Genomic DNA, 16910 nt, shown 5'->3' with positions numbered 1-16910 from the left:
ACGGCAGCGTGGCACGGCGGGATCCGGCCAGTCCACCATTGTCCGTAATGTGGACGAACCCGTCCCGGATGGCGGGACGGGTTCGTCGGTGGGGCGGTCGTGCGGTGGTGCTCGCTCAGGCGTGGGCGCCCGGCCACGGGCCCGGAGGCGCGGCCTCCGGCTGCTCCTCGGACTCCGTCCGGAACAGGCGGAAGCCACGGCGCTCGTAGTTGGCGACCGCGTGCTCGCCGTCCAGGCTGCAGGTGTGGACCCAGACCCGCTTCGTCGGCGCCAGGCCCGGCCACCGGCCGGCCAGGTCCCAGGCGCGGGCCGTGCCGTACGAGAGCAGGTGCCCGCCGATGCGGCGGCCCCGGAACGCGGGGATCAGACCGAAGTAGACGATCTCGACCGTGCCTTCGCCCTGGGCCTCCAGCTCGACGTAGCCGGCGGGCGTCCCGTGTTCGTACGCCACCCAGGTCTCGACCCCGGGCCGCGCGAGGTGCGCGCGCCACGTCTCGTAGGTCCACGGCAGGCGGTCGAGCCACGTTATGTCGCCGCCGACAGCCGTGTAGAGGAAGCGGCTGAACTCGGGCGAGGGCACCTCGGCCCGGACAATCCGAATGCCGGACGCGCCGTCCGGCTCCTGGACGGCCGCGAGGTCCTGCGGCGAGGTCTGCTCCAGCGACCAGGTGATGACGGTGGTCGTACGTTCACTCATCCCTAAAGCCAACCACGCCGTGGCGGCGGCCGGCGGTGCCGTACGACCTGGGCCGGTCGGGCACCGCCGGGCGGGTTGTGGCGGGTTGCTCGCCGCGGCGGCGGGCGAGAGGGCGCCGCGCCGGGGCGGCATGCCGGGCCCTTGGCTCCCCCGCGCCAAGGTGGCTCGGGACTGGCCCGGTGCCGGGCTCTCCATTCCGCCGCAGCGGTGCTCAGCCACCGCGGTGGCATTCGGCGGTGCCGTACGGCCTGGGGTCGGTTCGGCACCGCCGGACGCGTCGCAGTGGGTTGCTCGCCGCGGCGGCGGGGGAGAGGGCGCCGCGCCGGGGCGGCAGAGCCCGGCTCTTTGTTCCGCCGCCGCGGTGCTCAGCCACCGTGGTGGCGTGCGGCGGTGCCGTGCTCGCCCCGCCCGTACGTCACGGTCACCCCGAAGGGCTACCGCGGTCCGCCAGGACCACCGGGGCCCGTGACGGCGGCAGGAGGTTCGGCAAATGGGTCGGCAGCAGGAGTTGGACGTCGACGTTTTCCGCGAAGCGGTACGGGCGGTGGCTGAGCACGCCCGCGAGCGTGCGCCGCATCCGTGACATCTCCGCCCGTACCGTCACCGCCCGGGACGCATCGCCGAACAGGTCCGCCGCGAGCTCCGCCGCGGACCGCCCCCCGGGATGCCGGGCCAGCACGTACAGCAGCTCGGCGTGGCGCGGGCTGAGCTCCTGCGACCACTCGCCCGCCACGCCGGAGACCGTGACCGTCCAGCGCCGCGGCCCCCGCACGTCCAGCACCACGCGGCTGGGCGCGAGCTCGGCCCGGGCCGCCTCCTCCACCCGCACCAGCCAGCCGTCCGGCAGGGGCGCGAGCGAGCACAGCCCCAGCGACGGCAGCCACACCCGCCCCGCCTGGACGGACTTGGGCAGCGCGACCCGGCCGACCGGCCCCATGCCCGTGACGGCCGCCGCCCAGCCGTCGCGGTCCACCACCAGCGCCCGGCCGCTCACCCGGGCCAGCATCGGCGCCGCGACCGCCCGCAGCCGCTCCACCGACTCCCAGTGCCGGGCCCGCAGCTCCCCCTCGCCGACCTTGGCGACCGCCGTGACCAGCGGCAGCGTGGCCGGGTTGAAGGCCGGGGCGGGGCCGCTCACGTTCAGCACGCCCAGCAGCCGCCCGTCGCGCGGATCGTGCAGCGGGGCCGCCGCGCAGGACCACGCGTGGTGCGTACGGACGAAGTGCTCGGCCGACCGCACCTGCACCGGGCGCCGCTCCACCAGCGACGTGCCGATGCCGTTCGTGCCCACCAGCTCCTCCGCCCACGACGCGCCCACGTCGAAGCCGAGCCGGTCGGCGCCGCGCAGCACGCCCCGGTTGCCCTGCCGCCACAGCACCCGGCCCTCGGCGTCCGTGACGGCCATCAGGTGCCGCTCGACGTCCACCACCGACCCCAGGCCCTCGCGCAGGTGGGCGAGCAGGCCCCCGAGCGGGGAGCGGTGCCGCCGCTCCTCGACCTCCTCGGCCGCCAGCCACGGAGACGAGCCGCCCTTGTCCGGGTCGACGCCCCGCAGCCGGACGCGGTGCCAGGACTGCCCGATCAGCGGGCGCGGAGGAACCGGGGGACGCCCGTCCCCCAGGCAGGCCTCCCGGACGGACGGCAGCAGGGCCTCGTCGGTGGTTCCGCGGTTCACGCTGCCCATGGTGCCGTCCCGGAGGTCCGCCCGCCGGGGCATCCACAGGATTGCAACTCCATGCAACCGTTGCGCGGGACCCCGCCCCGGGCGGAAGGTGAGGGAGAGCGGCCGGAGGGTGGTGCCGAGTCGGCGCAGCATCACCCTCCACCGGACGCTTTTCCCGCCCCCGTCGCCCGCCTGTTCGGCTGCTGTGCGATCCGACGTGGCCAGGGCGGATACGGTTAGACCGTGCAGGCAGCAAATGAATCACCGGGGCGTCGGGCCGGCCGGCTGCACAGGGCTCGCGTCCTGTACCGAAATGTCTCGAAACGCAGGATGGCGTGGCTCCTTCTGAAGGACACCGTCAACTCCTGCGTCGAATACCGCGTGACCGGACTCGCGGCGGAGGCCGCGTTCTTCACCCTGCTCTCCCTGCCGCCGTTGCTGCTCGGCCTCCTCGGCCTGCTCGGCTACCTGGACGCATGGACCGGCACCAACACGATCGGCTCCATCCAGGAGAACATCCTCAAGGCGTCCGCGACCGTCCTCAGCGACAAGGGCGTCAACGAGATCGCCCGGCCTCTGCTGCGCGACGTCACCAAGGGCCGCCCCGACGTCATCTCCGTCGGCTTCGCCATCGCCCTGTGGTCCGGCTCGCGCGCCGTCAACGTCTTCGTCGACACCATCACGATCATGTACGGGCTGGAGGGCAAGCGCGGCATCGTCCGCACCCGCCTGCTCGCCTTCCTCCTCTACGTCGTCGCCCTCCTGATCGGCGCGGTGGCCCTGCCGCTGATGGTCGCCGGGCCCGAGGCCGTCGAGGACGTCGTGCCCTGGAGCGGCGACGTGGTGCGGTTCCTCTACTGGCCCGTCGTCACGCTGCTGTCCATCGTCTTCCTCACGACGCTCTACCACGTCTCCGTGCCGGTCCGTTCGCCCTGGCAGGAGGACATCCCCGGGGCGCTCGTCGCCCTGACGATGTGGGTGCTCGGCAGCTTCCTGCTGCGCATCTACCTCACCCACACGGTGGAGGGCCTGACCATCTACGGGTCCCTGGCCGCGCCCGTCGCCGTCCTCCTGTGGATCGGCGTCTCGGCCTTCGCGGTGCTCGTCGGCGCGGCCGTCAACGCCGCGCTCGACCGCGTGTGGCCGTCGGTCGCCACCGCCGCCGCGCGCGCCGACGTCGACCGGCTGCGGGCCGCCGCGGCGGCGCAGGAGGCGGCCGAGCGCGCGGCCCGCGCGCTGGAGGCGAGCCTCGCCGACGACCTCGACGAGGACGCCCCGGACGAGGGCGTGATCGGCCAGGACCGCGAGCCGCCCTCGGAGTTCCCCGAGCGGTGGGCGCAGTTCCACCCCCCGGAGGACGTCCGCTCCCGGCTCCAGAAGGAGCCGCACCAGCCGAAGCACGCCAAGCACGCGAAGCGGCGCGACTGACGGCGAAAAACCGTTCGCGCACCCCTGCCCGCCCTGCCTAAGCTCACCCCGTCGCGAAAGACGCGTGTCCGCAAGGACGTACGGAGAGGAGGCGAGGACCGATGACTGTCACGGCCCGCACCCAGACGTCGATCACCTCCATCTCCTCCTCCGTGAAGGAACACCGTCTTGAGTTCGCTCTCCCACCCTCTCGCTCCCTACGGCTGGGACGAAGGGTTCGCTGACAGCTACGCTCCGCACGCCGCCGAGGGCGTCGTCCCCGGCCGCATCGTCCGCGTGGACCGGGGCCGCTGCGACGTCGTCGTCCCCGCACCGGACGGCTCAGGCGTCCGCACGGTGCAGGCCGACGCCGCGCTCGTCACCACCGGCGACCCGCTCGCCGTCATGTGCACCGGCGACTGGGCCGCCGTCGACACCACCCGCGGCTACGTCCTCGCCCTGCTGCCCCGCCGCACCGCCTTCGTACGGTCCACGTCGTCCAAGCGCTCCGAGGGCCAGGTCCTCGCCGCCAACGTCGACCACGCCGTCGTCGTGGTCTCCCTCGCCGTAGAACTGGACCTGGGCCGCGTCGAGCGGTTCCTCGCCCTCGCGTGGGAGAGCGGCGCCGCACCGCTGGTCGTCCTCACCAAGGCCGACCTCGTGCCCGACCCCGCCACCCTGGGCCACCTCGTCGCCGACACCGCCGCGGCGGCGCCGGGCGCCCAGGTGCTCGCCGTCAGCTCGGAGACCGGCGAGGGCCTCGACGTCCTCGCCGCCTCCCTGGCCGGCGGCACCACCGTGCTCCTCGGGCAGTCCGGCGCCGGCAAGTCCACCCTGGCCAACGCGCTCGTCGGCGAGGACGTCCAGGACGTCAACGCCGCCCGCGACCGCGACGGCAAGGGGCGCCACACCACCACCACGCGCAACATGCTCCGGCTGCCCTACGGGGGCGTCATCATCGACACGCCCGGCCTGCGCGGCGTCGGCCTGTGGGACGCGGAGGGCGGTGTCGCGCAGGCCTTCGCCGAGGTCGAGGAGTACGCCGCGCGCTGCCGCTTCCACGACTGCGGGCACGCCGGGGAACCGGGCTGCGCGGTGCTGGCCGCCGTCGCCGACGGCGAGCTCGCCGAGCGCCGCCTCGACAGCTACCGCAAGCTCCTGCGCGAAAACGCATGGATCGCCGCCCGCACGGACGCCCGGCTCCGGGCGGAGATCCGCCGCGACTGGAAACGGAAGTCGGCGGAGGGCCGCGAGGCCGCTGCGCGGAAGCGGGGCGGGCGGTAACCGCACCGTACGGGTCCGGGCGGGTCCGGCACCGCCGGGACGGTTCGACGCGGCTGGGCGCCGTCGCGGCGGGATTCCTTCCCCGCCGCGACGGCGGGTCGTCCGGCGGTGGCGGCCGACGGTGCCTGACCTGCCCCCGCCCGTGGAGCCGCACCGCCCCCTCGCGGGTTCGGTACCGTCGTCGGCCACCGCGGGGCGTTTCGCCGTTGCGGCGGAGAAAAGGTCCCGCCGCAACGGCGCCCAGCCACGACGATGCGCTCCGGCGGTGCCGAACCCACCCCGGCCCGGGGAGTCCATAACGCGCCCCGCGGGCGCGAGGCCCCCGTCCGATTTCCGCCAGTCGCCCGCGCAGCGATACCGCAGACTGGACGCATGGACGACGAGTCCCGCTACCAGGCGGTACACAGCAGAGACGCCCGCTTCGACGGCGAGTTCTTCCTCGCCGTGAAGACCACGGGCATCTACTGCCGTCCCAGCTGCCCCGCCGTGACCCCCAAGCGCCGGAACGCCCGTTTCTACCCCTCGGCCGCCGCCGCCCAAGGCGCCGGCTTCCGCGCCTGCCGCCGCTGCCGCCCCGATGCCGCCCCCGGCTCCGCCGAGTGGAACGTCCGCGCCGACCTCGTCGGCCGCGCCGTGCGGCTCATCGGCGACGGCGTCGTCGACCGTGAGGGCGTCGCGGGCCTCGCCCACCGCCTCGGCTACAGCTCCCGCCAGGTGCACCGCCAGCTCACCCAGGAGCTCGGCGCGGGCCCCATCGCCCTCGCCCGCGCCCAGCGCGCCCACACCGCCCGCGTGCTCCTCCGGACCACGGACATGCCCGTCACCGGCATCGCCTTCGCCGCGGGCTTCGCGAGCGTCCGGCAGTTCAACGACACCATGCGCGAGATCTACGCGGCCACCCCCAGCGGCCTGCGCGTCCGCAAGGGCCCCCGGCGGTCCGGCGCCGGCATCCCGCTGCGCCTGGCCCACCGCGGCCCGTACGCCGCCCGCGAGATCTTCGGCTTCCTCCAGCGGCGCGCCGTCCCCGGCGTCGAGGAGGTCCTCGGCGCCCCCGGCTCCCGGCTCTACCGCCGCACCCTGCGGCTCCCCTACGGCACCGGCGTCGCCGAAGTCCGCGAACCCCGCCCCGCGGGCGGCCGGCAGGGCGCCTGGCTCGACTGCCGGCTCCACCTCACCGACCTCCGCGACCTGGCCACCGCCGTCCAGCGCGTCCGCCGGCTCTTCGACCTCGACGCCGACCCGTACGCCGTTGCCGAGCGCCTCGGCGCCGACCCGCTGCTGCGCCCGCTCGTCGCCGCCCGGCCCGGGCTCCGCTCGCCCGGCGCCGCCGACGGCGACGAACTGGCCGTACGGGCCGTGCTCGGCCGGCAGGTCACCGTCGCGGCCGCGGTGCGCCTGGGCGCGGACCTCGTCGCCGCCTACGGCAAGCCGCTGCCCGCACCCGACGGCGGCCTCACCCACCTCTTCCCCGACCCCGGCACCCTCGCCGACGCCGCCCTCGACGGCCTCGGCATGCCGGACACCCGCAAGCGCGCCCTGCGCGCCACCGCCACGGCCCTCGCCGACGGCGCGGTCCGCCTCGACCCCGGCGCCGACCGCGACCAGGCGGCCGAGGCCCTCCTGGAACTCCCCGGGATCGGCCCCTGGACCGCCGGCTACGTCCGCATGCGCGCCCTCGGCGACCCCGACGTCTTCCTGCCCGGCGACGCCGGCGTCCGCCACGGCCTCGCCGCCCTCGGCGCGGAGCCCGGCGCCGCCGAAGCCTGGCGCCCCTGGCGCTCGTACGCCCTCCACCACCTCTGGCAGGCGGCGGCCGACCCGGCTCCCGGGCCCCGCGCCACCGCCCCCGACCGCAAGGACACCTGAACCATGACCACCACGCTCTACACCGAGATCGCCAGCCCCCTCGGCCCGCTCCTCGTCACCGGCCGGCCCTCCGCCACCGCCCCCGGCGGCACCGCCATCGCCTCCCTGTCCGTACCGGGCCAGAAGAACGCCCCCGCCCCGGCACCGGACCACATCTGCGACCACGCCGCCTTCGCGGAGGCCGAGCGGCAGCTCACCGCCTACTTCGCCGGCGAAGCCGAGGGCTTCGACCTCGAATACGCCGTGGAGGGCACGGAATTCCGCCGCCGCGTCTGGGACGCCCTCGACGCCATCCCCTACGGCGCCACCACCACCTACGGCGAGCTCGCCGCCCGGATCGGCGCCTCCCGCGCCGCGGTCCGCGCGGTCGGCGGGGCCGTCGGCGCCAACCCGCTGCTTGTGCTGCGCCCCTGCCACCGGGTGATCGGCGCGGACGGCTCGCTCACCGGCTACGCGGGCGGCCTGGACCGCAAGCGCGTGCTGCTGGCGCTGGAAGGCGTGGGGGAGCCGGTGACGGCCTGAGCGGGGCAGGTCCCGGGGCTCGTATTCGGGCCTCGCCCCGTCAGCCCCAGGCGACCGCGCCGATCCACCCGCCCACCACCAGCAGGCACGCGAACAGCTCCACCAGGACGCTCGTGCCCAGCGCCCGCATCACGTTCCGCGTGGACGCCCACGCCGCGCCGTGCCCGCCCAGCCGCCGCCGCTCCACCCCGTAGAGCCCGCCGATGAAGCCGGGGATCGCCCCCAGCACCGGGAGCACGAAGAAGCCGGCGGTCCCGGCGGCCCCCGCCACCAGGAAGGCGCGGCGCGTGATGCCCGCGCCCCTGAGCCTGCGGGGCGGCAGCAGCCAGCTGACGGCCTGCTCCAGCAGCAGCACCATCGTCGCCCCCGCGAGCACCGCCCAGGCCAGGGCGGACCGGTCGGTCATCGACCACCACAGCACGCCGGCCCAGACGATCGGCGGTCCCGGCAGCCCCGGGGTGACCACGCCGAACAGGCCGAGCAGCATCACGAGGCCGACGAGGAGAAGCTGCCACGTCCCCATGCACCAAGGTTGCCGGAAGGCGGGCAGCGGCGCTTCCGGATGATTGCGGCCATTGTGGCCGGTACGTCCCTCCGCCGCCCCGGCCCGTCGCTCAGCTCTGCGGCCGGCGGACGGCCGTCCAGCCGTGCGCCGCCGCGTGCCACCCCAGCTGGAGCCGGGTCGTCACCCCGGCCAGCTCCATCAGCCGCTTCACCCGGCGCTGCACCGTCCTCAGCCCCAGCCCGAGCTGCTTGGCGACGCTCGCGTCGGTCAGGCCGCCCATCAGCAGCGAGAGCACCTCCAGATCGAGCGCGTCGGGCCCGGCGGGAAGGCCGTCCACCGCCCGCCGCCGGGCGGCGTCCGCACAGACCCGGGCCGGGAGGGCCTCGTTCCAGATGTCCTCGAACAGATTCACCAGCGTCGAGAGCAGCGGCCCCCGGTGGACGACCAGGGCCGCCGGCTCGGGCACCTCGCCGAGCGCGGCCGGACCGGCGCTACCGGCGGTACGGGGCGTGAACGGGAGCAGCGCAACTGCGCGATCGGCAATCACCAGTTCGGCCGGAATGCGGTCCGCAACACGTATCAGAGTGGGATCCCCGGCATCCGGCAGGGCGGCGAGCCCCGCACGTTCGACGACCGCGCGGCGGGGTATGCCGGAGCCTGTGTCAGACGAAGCGGATGGACTTCCCGCGAGCAGCGCGCATATTTCCACGGTCGCCCCGCGGCATATGCGCACGAGCCGTTCGTCAACAGCGCGTGCTCCCGTCACCAGTTCCACACCACCGGGTCCCGCGGACCGCGGCCGTTCCTTTTCCGTCCCCCCGCAGCGGCTCATCTCCCGGACTGCGGAAGGCGCTTCCGGTCCAATGCCCAGTCCCATGGTGCCAAGCACACGACATCCCTCCCCGCGACCGCTTTTCGACTCGGTCATCATCCCCGGGTGAGGTCCGCCGTGCACTCTTCCCGTATGCCCCGGAGTGTGGACAATAAGGGCATGAGTCAGCAGGGGGACCCGCGCACCGGCCAAGAGGACGCCTGGTGGGGCGAGTTGTACGACAAGAATGCACCGGACATCGGATCCGCCGCCGGGGACGAGAGCAGCCTCGACGAGCGATTCACCTCGGCCTCGGCGGTGGTGAGAGCGGAACCCCGTGGTGAACGGCCGAAACGGACGCAGAGGGCGGTGCGGGCGCCGAGAGCGGAGCCTCCCGATCCACCGCGGCCTCCGGATCCGGTCGCCGTTCCCCCGAGCGGTCTTCCCTCTTTGCCGAAGGGATACGGCGCGCCGCGGGCACGGGGCGTTCCCGTTCCGGGGCGTTCTTCGGAATTCACGCCGCCGCCACCGCCCTCCGGCGCGGAACGCCTCTCCGACGGGCCGGCCCCCGGCCGCGCGGCGCGTGTGCCCCTGCCGAGGATCCCGAAACCGCCGGATTTGCACGGAGCGGGGCTCCTGCCGGAGCTGCTGGAGAAACCGCAGAAGTGGCGGAAGGCCGACCCGCGCAGGCCGTCCGAAGTGCCGCGGCAGCCGGAGGATTCGGCTCCGCCGGAGCGGAGGGATCCCCGGGACCGCCCTGAACGCCCGGACCGTCCGGACCGTGTGGAGCGCCGGACCGGGGCGGCGGCGCAGCCGCCCGGCTCCACGAGGGCGCCCGTCACGCGGAGGCCGGCGCCGGACGGCGCGGGCCCGGAAGCCCCCGTCCGCGCCCCGCGCCCGGCCCGGCCCGAGACCACGGGCCGCACCACCCCCCAGCCCCGCACGGAACGCCCGCCCCGCTCCGAGCGCACGGACCGCTGTGAAGGCGCGGACCTCTTCTTCGGCGGCCGCACCCCGCGCCCGCCCCGCCCGGAACCGGCCGAAGGCGCGGACCGCCCGGCCGGCCGGGACGGCTCCGGCAAGACCCGCCCGGCCCGCTCCACGGGGCGGAACGCTCCCCGGTACGCGGACGGCGCCGACCGCGCGGAGGACGCGGAGAACGCAGAAGACTCCAAGCGCGCAGAAGACCGCGAAGAAGCCGGCTACGGCCTGCCGGAAGAGCCGGTCGGCGCGGAGAGCGACGCGAGCGCCGAGCCCGCAGTCCGGCAGGGCCGCTCCAGCGCCCCGGAAGCCACCGATTCCCCGGACCACCCAGCAGGCGGTGACGAACCGGCGGAGGGCTACGGCAGCGCCGAGCCCGTAGGCCGCCGGGATCGCACCGGGCGCGCCGATTACGGCGACATGGAGGACGCCGAAGCCCCGGACCGGCCGGCAGACCGCGCCCGCGCCGGACTCGTCGCCCGGCGGGATCATCCCGGCGGCGGCCTGGAGCGTGCCGGTTCCCCGGACCGCCCGGCAGGTGCTGACGAACAGGTGGAGGGTTACGGCAGTGCCGAGCCCGTCGCCCGCCGGGATCGTTCCGGTGGCGGCCTGGAAGCCGCCGATTCCGCGGACCCCCCGGCAGGTGCTGACGAACCGGCGGAGAATTACGGCAGCGTCGAACTCGTCGCTCGCCGGGATCGTTCCGGTCGCCCGGAGGGCGCTGACGCCCCGGATCTGCCGGCAGAGCCTGACGACCGTCCCGTGAGCAACGCCGACGGCCGTTCCCTCGCCCCGGCCGAGCCGCACGACGGCTACGGCGCCCCGGACCGCTCGGACCGGTCCGCGCTCCCGGAGCGTCCCGAGCGCATCCGGCGTACCGGCCGCCTGGAGAGGCCGACCCGGCCCGTGCGGGCCGAGCGTCCCGTACGTGCGCCGAGGCCCCCCAGGCCGGAGCTCCCGCAGCCGCTGGAGCCCGCCGCGCCGTCCGATGCGTACGAGCGCCCCGGGCTGCCGGGGCAGTCCCTCCCCGCCGTGCCGGAGAAGCCGGCTTCCGGGGCGAGCCCCGCGCGGACCCGGAGCGCCCAGCCGGCCCGCACCGCCCCGCCCGGCGGCGACCACGCCGACTCGCTGGAGCCCGCCGCCCGGGCGGCGTCCCTGGAGCCGGCCTCCCGCCCGCCCGTCGTCTCCCACGAGTCGACGCCGCCCCGGCGGCACCCCCTCGCGGCGCCCCCGCAGCCGCCGCGCCGCGAGGCCCGCGGGGCGGAGTTCGTGGGGGAGCGGCCGCCGACGTACGACGCGGAGCCCACCGCCTGGCCCGCCGCGGACCCGCAGGACCTGGACGGCCTCGTGCCGGACACGGTCCTGGACGGCGCGCAGTACGGCGCCGTCACGCTGCGCGCCCTGTCGCTGCGCGGCGACTCCGCGCGCTACCGCGGCGAGCCCCGGCGGGACGCCCTGCTGACGGCGCGCTTCGGCGACGGGGACGGCGCGCTGCTGCTCGTGGCGATGGCCAGCGGCCTGCGCGGCACCGACGTGGCGCCCCGCGCGGCGCGGGACGCGTGCAGGTGGCTGGCGGGCGCCGTCGGCCGCAGCCACGCCCGGCTGGCCGACGACATCCGCGGCGGCCGGCGCGGCGAGCTCAAGTCGGGCCTGCACCGGCTCACCGACCGCTCCTACGGCCGGCTGCGCGCCCGCGCGGCCGAACTGGGCCTGCGGCCCGAGGAGTACACGGCGACGGTCCGCTGCCTGCTGCTGACGGCCGACCCGCAGTGCCGCACGCGGGTGTTCTTCGGCGTCGGCCCGGGCGGCCTGTTCCGCCTCCGCGAGGGCGTGTGGCAGGACCTGGAGCCGGACGCCCCGCCGGAGCGCACGGGCGAGCCGGCCGCCGGCTACGGCTCGGCGTCCGCCGACACGATGACGGTGGACCTCGGCATCCCGACGCCGGGCCTCACCCCGCCCGTCGAGCCCGAGGAGCCGGCGGCGCCCGGCGAGCCCTTCCGCTTCCGGGCGTCCGTCGCGCGGCCGGGGGACACCCTGATGCTGTGCACGGCGGGCCTGGCCGAGCCGATGCGCGGCGAGCCGGAGCTGGGCGGCAGGCTGGCCGAGCGCTGGGCGGGCGAACGGCCGCCGGGGCTCGCGGCGTTCCTCGCGGACACCCAGCTGCGGGTGAAGGGTTACGCCGACGACCGTACGGCGTGCGCGATCTGGGAGGCGTAGGCGCGGAGGCGGCCCTTCCTGCGGATTGCGTTGTACGCGCGGGGGTCCGGCGGGTGAACAATCCGCCGGACCTCCGTAGCGCGTGCCCGGCCCCCGATACGGCGGGCGAGTCACATTTATCTGCCGGCGCCCGGGGATTGTCCGCCCCGGGCGGAGCCGGGGTTACCCCAGGAATGCTGCCGGTTCCGTACAAACTCCTAATCCGCCGCGCGCCAATGGCATATTCGCAGCCCGCACAAGAGGCTCCGGGATTGTGGTCATATCACCATGTTGATGGCTCAACAGGAGTCGTTCCGGGCGGGCCGGGGCATGCATTGCGGTGAGTGAGCGCGAGCGTGTTCGAGGCCGGGGCGCCGGGGAGGGGTCGGGGCGGGGAGGATGAAACGGCAGGCAGCAAGCCGGATGAGCGCTGAGGGATACGCGGAGGGCCATGCGGGGGACCGGGAGGGCCGTACGGACCACAGGAACGGGCACGGCGACGGCACGGCGCATTCCGGGCCGCGTTTCGAAAGGCGGCTCCGCCGCCGCGATCTCACCGGAGTCCGGGAAGTGCGGGCCGAGTTGCGCCGCCTGCTGGCCCACTGGGGCGCGCCGGGCCGGGCGGAGACCGCGGAGCTGCTCGCGAGCGAGCTCGTCACCAATGCCCTGGTGCACACCGACGGGGGCGCCGTGGTCAAGGCGGTGCTCACCGGCGCGTTCGGCCAGGCGCGGGGGCGGCTGCGGGTGGAGGTCCGGGACTTCGTGGCGGGCCACCCGGCGCTGCGCGGCCCGGGCACGGACACGGGGCCGGTCAGCCTGGAGAACATGAGCATGAACGAGATCGAGAAGGCCGCCACGTCGGGCCGGGGGCTGCTGCTGGTCCACGCCCTCGCGGACGGCTGGGGCGTCCGCGCCCACGGCGTGGGCAAGTCGGTCTGGTTCGAGCTGGCCGCCCAGGAGCCCTGAACCGCCGCCGTACGGCGACCCAGGGCCCTGGGGCGTCAGCCGAACTGCCGCTCGATCTGGGCGAGCTTCGCTTCGAGTGAGTCCAGGCGGGGAATCGCCTGGGTGTCGTCCTCCGCGGTGAGGTCGATCGGGTCAGGGCCGCCGACCGACTGGAGCGGCCGCGCGCGGACGGGAAGTTGTCCCTGGTCGACTATGGAGGGGTCCGATCCGATCTGCGCCGGCTGTGCGGGGCCCGGCACCGCGGCCCCGCCGACCTCCACCTGCCGGCCGCTGCGGACCCGGCCCCACACCCGGTTCTGGCGGTTGTACGCCTTGAGCCGGGCGCGTTCGAGCTTGCCGGCCTCCCTTCTGCGGGCCCTCGCCTGCGCCCGCTGCCGCTTGTCCTCGCGGACCTCCTCCACGGCTTCGTCCAGCGAGCGGACGCCCTCCAGGAGCATCAGGGACCAGGCGCCGAAGGTCTCGCGCGGCGCCCGCAGCCAGCGGACTATCCGGATCTGCGGCAGCGGCCTGGGCACCAGGCCCTGTTCGCGCAGCGCGGCCCGGCGGGTCTGCTTGAGCGCGCGGTCGAAGAGGACCGCCGCCGACAGCGACATGCCGGCGAAGAACTGCGGCGCGCCCGCGTGGTCCAGGCCCCGCGGCGCGTGCACCCAGTTGAACCAGGCGGCCGCGCTGGCGAAGGTCCACACGAGCATCCGGGAGCCGAGCGCGGCGTCGCCGTGGCTCGCCTCGCGCACCGCCAGCACCGAGCAGAACATGGCCGCCCCGTCGAGGCCGAACGGCACCAGGTACTCCCAGCCGCCCGTCAGCCCCAGGTTCTGCCGCCCGAAGCCCACGAGACCGTGGAAGGAAAGGGCGGCGGCCACCGCGGCGCAGCAGAACAGGAGGAGGTACGAGGCGCTTCCGTAGACGGCCTCCTTGCGCCGCCTGCGCTCCTCGTTGCGCTCCCAGGAGTCCGAGCCGCCCCCCGAGTCGTCCACGCCGTGCCGGCCGCGTGCGAGCACCGTCACCGCCACCACGACCCCGGCGAGCGCCACGACACAGGGGAGCATCCAATTCAGCGGTATATCGGTCACTCTCATCTTGCGTCCCTTGCATAGCTGTACGGCCTTTCGCGCGCCATCCTCTCGGAATCGGTCCGTTCGCCAAGGGGTTTCACGCCAACTGCCTGCCAATGGAGGGCAACGGCATACGGATAGGTGCGAAGAAAATCGAACGCGGTTAAGGGAAGAGGGAATTGCGTTCCCTTCAACTCACCCGATCGAGTGGTGTGAGGCCGGTCAGCTTACGGACAGGCGATGCACCCGGTCCGTGTCGCATGTACGCGGGCAGGTCGTACAGGTGTCCTGCGGACGCAGGGTGTAGAAGAGGCAGCAACTGGCCCTGTCGCGGGTCGGGATCGGCTCTCCCATGCGGCCGGTAAGCATCCGGAAGGCCGCGCCGCCGACGTACGGCGGCGTCACCCCCGGGAGCAGCAGGTGCAGTTCGCGGCGGGCGCGTTCCTCTTCGCCGAGCAGCCGGCCCACATACCACAAGGATTCGGCCAGTTCGTCCGTCACCATTCCCCACAGGGCGCGCGGACCGCGCCGCATCCGTGGCCTGAAGCCTTCCAGGACGGGTGTGAAATGCGCGGCCACGGCGGCGCGCAGTTCCACCCGGAGGGTCTCTTCGCAGGGAACTGCCCGGGCGCCCGGCAGTTCCGCGGCGGGGTCTGCGGGCAGGCACGCGAATTCCGTCGCGAGGGCCGTCAGCCGGCTCTCGCCGCGGTGGAAGGAAACCGCTCCGGGAGGCAGCCGCGGCACCCTGCGGTGCAGGAACCAGGGGACGGTCAGGAGCAGGCAGGACGCCCAGGCGTAGCGGTGCAGGCCGAAGCTCGCGACGACGTCCGGGCGGGCCCGCTCCCCGAACTCGCGCAGGATCTGCCGGTCGTCCCACGCGAGGAAGGCGTCCAGGCCGGCGCCGCCCTCCGCGAGCGCGGCGGCGGTCAGCCAGCCCTCTCCGTCGCGCGGCGGTCCGGCCGTGAGGGTCAGGCCCGCGTAGACCTCGGCGAGGCGGGCGTAGTGAGCGGGGGCGCGGCAGTCGGGGCACTGGGGGCTGGGGCCATGCGGACCACCGAATCGCGATCGTTCTACAGGTTAGGCTTACCTTACCCCGGTTGATCGGGGTTTGAACTGTCCGCGGGGCCGCCTATGGTTCAGAAAGGACATCAGGAGGACCCCAATGGAGCAGGGAAGACCCCACGCCGCGCCGCCGGCCGCGAGGCTCTTCGCCGAGATGCCGCCGCAGGTCGCGCGCGGCGCGGCCGTCCGCGGCGGCGCTCCCGCCGCCGGCCCTGCCGGCCTCCGCGGCGAGGGCGCCCGCGGTGAGCACGTCCACGGCGAGCAGGAGTACGGGGTTCCGTGTGCCGCCCCCGCGCACGCTCCCGCACGCAGGATGCCGCAGCGCCACTCCGTGCGCGGCCAGGTGCTGGACGCCCTGCGCAGGGCCCTCGTCAGCGGCGAGCTGATCCCCGGCGAGGTCTACTCGGGCCCCGCGCTCGGCGAGCGCTTCGGCGTGTCGGCCACGCCCGTCCGGGAGGCGATGCAGCAGCTCGCCCTGGAGGGCGCCGTCGAGGTCGTCCCCAACCGGGGCTTCCGCGTCGCCACGCGCACCGCGCGCGATCTCGCCGAGCTCGCCGAGGTGCGCGCCATGCTGGAGGTCCCGGTCCTGCTGCGGCTCGCCCGTACGGTGCCGGCCGCCGGCTGGGACGGGCTCCGCCCGCTCGCCGAGACGGCGGCCGCCGCGGCGGCCACCGGCGACCGCGCCCTCTACGCCGAGGCCGACCGCGCCTTCCACCGCGCGCTCCTCGGCCTCGCGGGCAACCGCCAGCTCGTCGCCGTCGCCGACGAGCTCCACCGGCGCGCGCAGTGGCCCGCGGCGCACGGCCGGCCGCACTGCACGGCCGACCTCGTCGCCGACGCGGCCGAGCACGTGGCGCTGCTGGAGGCGCTGGCGGCGCATGACGTGGAACGGGCCGAGGTGCTGGTGCGGGGGCACTTCGGGACAGGGGAGTAAGGGCAGCGGGGGTGGAGGGGGCTGTCAGTCCTCCGGCGGCGCCGGCGGCGCCAGCTGTTCCGCCAGCCAGCCCGGGACGCCGCCGAGCAGCCGGACCAGCCGGGCGGCCTCCCTGCGGAGCCGCGCGGCCTCGCCGGGGTCGTCGATGACGGCGGCGAGCGAGGCCAGCGCCGGGGCGATGCCGACGAGATAGCCCAGCTCCTCCCGGATGCGCAGCGACTCCCCGAAGCCGTACCGCGCCTCGGCGAACCTGCCCTCGTGCTCGGCCATGGCCGCCACGTGCCGCCAGGTGAAGGAGAGCAGCAGGCGCTGCCCCTGGGCCGTCGCCCCCGCGTGGGCGCGCTCGAAGGCGGCCGTCGCGTCGGACGGGTTGTCCGACAGGTGCTGGGCGATCAGGCCGCGCCGGAAGTGCAGCAGCGGGCGCGTGGGCGACCCCGGCGCGAGCAGGGCCGCGGCCCGGCCCAGGGCGGAGCGGGCCTCGTCCGCCCGGTCGCGGACGCCCAAGAGGGTGGAGGCGTAGGCGAGATGGCCGCGCTCGCAGGCCGCCCCGCCCCGCTCCTCGTCGTCCGCGGCCAGCGCTTCCGCCGCGCGCAGTGCGTCCTCGGCGGCTCCCCAGCCGTCCCCGGTGAACATGCAGCGCTCGGTCAGGACCGCCGTCCGCAGCAGGGCCGGCCCGGGCTCGGCGGCGGCGCGCGGCGCGAGCAGGGCCGCGGCGTCGTCCCAGCAGGCGCGCGACCGCAGCCGCCACACCGCCCGCTCCAGCGGATCCTCGCCCTGCGGGTCCGCCCCCTGCGGTCCCCGTGGCTCCGGCAACCCCGCATTACGCATGGCGGTGTCCGCCACAGTGCCCTCCCCAAGCGCGCCGTCGAGCTGGAAGCAGCCGTGACCGCATCTCAGCACGAAGTAGCGGGCCCGGCCAAGGGTCAGGTGTGAATCAATTCACAAAGGCCTCTCCCAGCGG

Annotated in this window: 14 protein-coding genes; 7 read left to right on the top strand and 7 right to left on the bottom strand. The window is 75.3% G+C overall.

The window, feature by feature from the left end; translation table 11 throughout:
• Positions 1–115: 115 nt before the first annotated feature.
• Both D7231_RS14180 and D7231_RS14175 read right to left on the bottom strand, forming a co-directional pair.
• Positions 116–697 carry a GNAT family N-acetyltransferase gene (locus D7231_RS14180; protein ID WP_120755773.1) on the bottom strand — a complete coding sequence of 194 codons (582 nt, stop codon included), beginning with the start codon at positions 695–697 and terminating at the stop codon, positions 116–118.
• Positions 698–1118: 421 nt separating this feature from the next.
• Positions 1119–2381 carry a helix-turn-helix domain-containing protein gene (locus tag D7231_RS14175; RefSeq protein WP_120756036.1) on the bottom strand — a complete coding sequence of 421 codons (1263 nt, stop codon included), beginning with the start codon at positions 2379–2381 and terminating at the stop codon, positions 1119–1121.
• Positions 2382–2603: 222 nt separating this feature from the next.
• On the opposite strand from D7231_RS14175, the gene D7231_RS14170 reads away from it, so the two are divergent.
• From D7231_RS14170 to D7231_RS14155, 4 genes are all read left to right on the top strand, one after another.
• Positions 2604–3788: a YihY/virulence factor BrkB family protein gene (locus tag D7231_RS14170; RefSeq protein WP_120755772.1), complete on the top strand. Its 1185-nt coding sequence runs from the start codon at positions 2604–2606 to the stop codon at positions 3786–3788.
• Between the two features lie 168 nt (positions 3789–3956).
• On the top strand, positions 3957–5051 hold the full coding sequence (gene rsgA, locus D7231_RS14165) for a ribosome small subunit-dependent GTPase A (RefSeq protein WP_120755771.1): 1095 nt from the start codon (positions 3957–3959) through the stop codon (positions 5049–5051).
• 372 nt (positions 5052–5423) lie between these two features.
• A complete protein-coding gene (locus D7231_RS14160; RefSeq protein WP_120755770.1) occupies positions 5424–6917 on the top strand; it encodes a DNA-3-methyladenine glycosylase 2 family protein in 1494 nt (497 codons plus the stop codon).
• 3 nt (positions 6918–6920) lie between these two features.
• Positions 6921–7439: a methylated-DNA--[protein]-cysteine S-methyltransferase gene (locus D7231_RS14155; RefSeq protein ID WP_120755769.1), complete on the top strand. Its 519-nt coding sequence runs from the start codon at positions 6921–6923 to the stop codon at positions 7437–7439.
• Between the two features lie 40 nt (positions 7440–7479).
• Here D7231_RS14155 and D7231_RS14150 read toward each other — a convergent pair whose 3' ends face one another.
• The gene (locus D7231_RS14150) at positions 7480–7962 is read right to left on the bottom strand and encodes a DUF456 domain-containing protein (protein WP_120755768.1); all 483 of its coding nucleotides are present in this window, start codon (positions 7960–7962) and stop codon (positions 7480–7482) included.
• Between the two features lie 91 nt (positions 7963–8053).
• Positions 8054–8491 carry a helix-turn-helix transcriptional regulator gene (locus tag D7231_RS14145; RefSeq protein WP_120755767.1) on the bottom strand — a complete coding sequence of 146 codons (438 nt, stop codon included), beginning with the start codon at positions 8489–8491 and terminating at the stop codon, positions 8054–8056.
• A 1047-nt stretch (positions 8492–9538) separates the two neighbouring features.
• On the opposite strand from D7231_RS14145, the gene D7231_RS14135 reads away from it, so the two are divergent.
• On the top strand, positions 9539–11953 hold the full coding sequence (locus tag D7231_RS14135; protein WP_241999707.1) for a protein phosphatase 2C domain-containing protein: 2415 nt from the start codon (positions 9539–9541) through the stop codon (positions 11951–11953).
• Between the two features lie 402 nt (positions 11954–12355).
• Positions 12356–12898 carry an ATP-binding protein gene (locus tag D7231_RS14130; RefSeq protein WP_120755766.1) on the top strand — a complete coding sequence of 181 codons (543 nt, stop codon included), beginning with the start codon at positions 12356–12358 and terminating at the stop codon, positions 12896–12898.
• A 35-nt stretch (positions 12899–12933) separates the two neighbouring features.
• Here D7231_RS14130 and D7231_RS14125 read toward each other — a convergent pair whose 3' ends face one another.
• Positions 12934–13977 carry a DUF2637 domain-containing protein gene (locus tag D7231_RS14125; protein WP_120755765.1) on the bottom strand — a complete coding sequence of 348 codons (1044 nt, stop codon included), beginning with the start codon at positions 13975–13977 and terminating at the stop codon, positions 12934–12936.
• 198 nt (positions 13978–14175) lie between these two features.
• Positions 14176–14925 (bottom strand): (2Fe-2S)-binding protein, encoded by a 750-nt coding sequence (locus D7231_RS14120; RefSeq protein WP_120755764.1) that lies wholly within the window; start codon positions 14923–14925, stop codon positions 14176–14178.
• A gap of 190 nt (positions 14926–15115) precedes the next feature.
• Here D7231_RS14120 and D7231_RS14115 point away from each other — a divergent pair, with 190 nt between their 5' ends.
• Positions 15116–15949: a GntR family transcriptional regulator gene (locus D7231_RS14115; RefSeq protein WP_120755763.1), complete on the top strand. Its 834-nt coding sequence runs from the start codon at positions 15116–15118 to the stop codon at positions 15947–15949.
• Positions 15950–15973: 24 nt separating this feature from the next.
• Here D7231_RS14115 and D7231_RS14110 read toward each other — a convergent pair whose 3' ends face one another.
• Positions 15974–16777 carry a hypothetical protein gene (locus D7231_RS14110; protein ID WP_120756034.1) on the bottom strand — a complete coding sequence of 268 codons (804 nt, stop codon included), beginning with the start codon at positions 16775–16777 and terminating at the stop codon, positions 15974–15976.
• Positions 16778–16910 lie beyond the last annotated feature (133 nt).

Origin of the sequence: Streptomyces klenkii, assembly GCF_003626645.1 — a bacterium.
GTDB classification, from domain to species: Bacteria; Actinomycetota; Actinomycetes; order Streptomycetales; family Streptomycetaceae; genus Streptomyces; species Streptomyces klenkii.
The sequence above is the reverse complement of the archived record's forward strand: the minus strand, read 5'-3'. Positions and strand labels throughout refer to the sequence as shown.

Bases quoted from the DNA above. Each gene is read 5' to 3' on its own strand.
- D7231_RS14180 (WP_120755773.1), bottom strand. From the start codon at position 697: ATGAGTGAACGTACGACCACCGTCATCACCTGGTCGCTGGAGCAGACC.
- D7231_RS14175 (WP_120756036.1), bottom strand. From the start codon at position 2,381: ATGGGCAGCGTGAACCGCGGAACCACCGACGAGGCCCTGCTGCCGTCC.
- D7231_RS14160 (WP_120755770.1), top strand. From the start codon at position 5,424: ATGGACGACGAGTCCCGCTACCAGGCGGTACACAGCAGAGACGCCCGC.
- D7231_RS14155 (WP_120755769.1), top strand. From the start codon at position 6,921: ATGACCACCACGCTCTACACCGAGATCGCCAGCCCCCTCGGCCCGCTC.
- D7231_RS14150 (WP_120755768.1), bottom strand. From the start codon at position 7,962: ATGGGGACGTGGCAGCTTCTCCTCGTCGGCCTCGTGATGCTGCTCGGC.
- D7231_RS14130 (WP_120755766.1), top strand. From the start codon at position 12,356: ATGAGCGCTGAGGGATACGCGGAGGGCCATGCGGGGGACCGGGAGGGC.
- D7231_RS14125 (WP_120755765.1), bottom strand. From the start codon at position 13,977: ATGAGAGTGACCGATATACCGCTGAATTGGATGCTCCCCTGTGTCGTG.
- D7231_RS14115 (WP_120755763.1), top strand. From the start codon at position 15,116: ATGGAGCAGGGAAGACCCCACGCCGCGCCGCCGGCCGCGAGGCTCTTC.
- D7231_RS14110 (WP_120756034.1), bottom strand. From the start codon at position 16,777: ATGCGTAATGCGGGGTTGCCGGAGCCACGGGGACCGCAGGGGGCGGAC.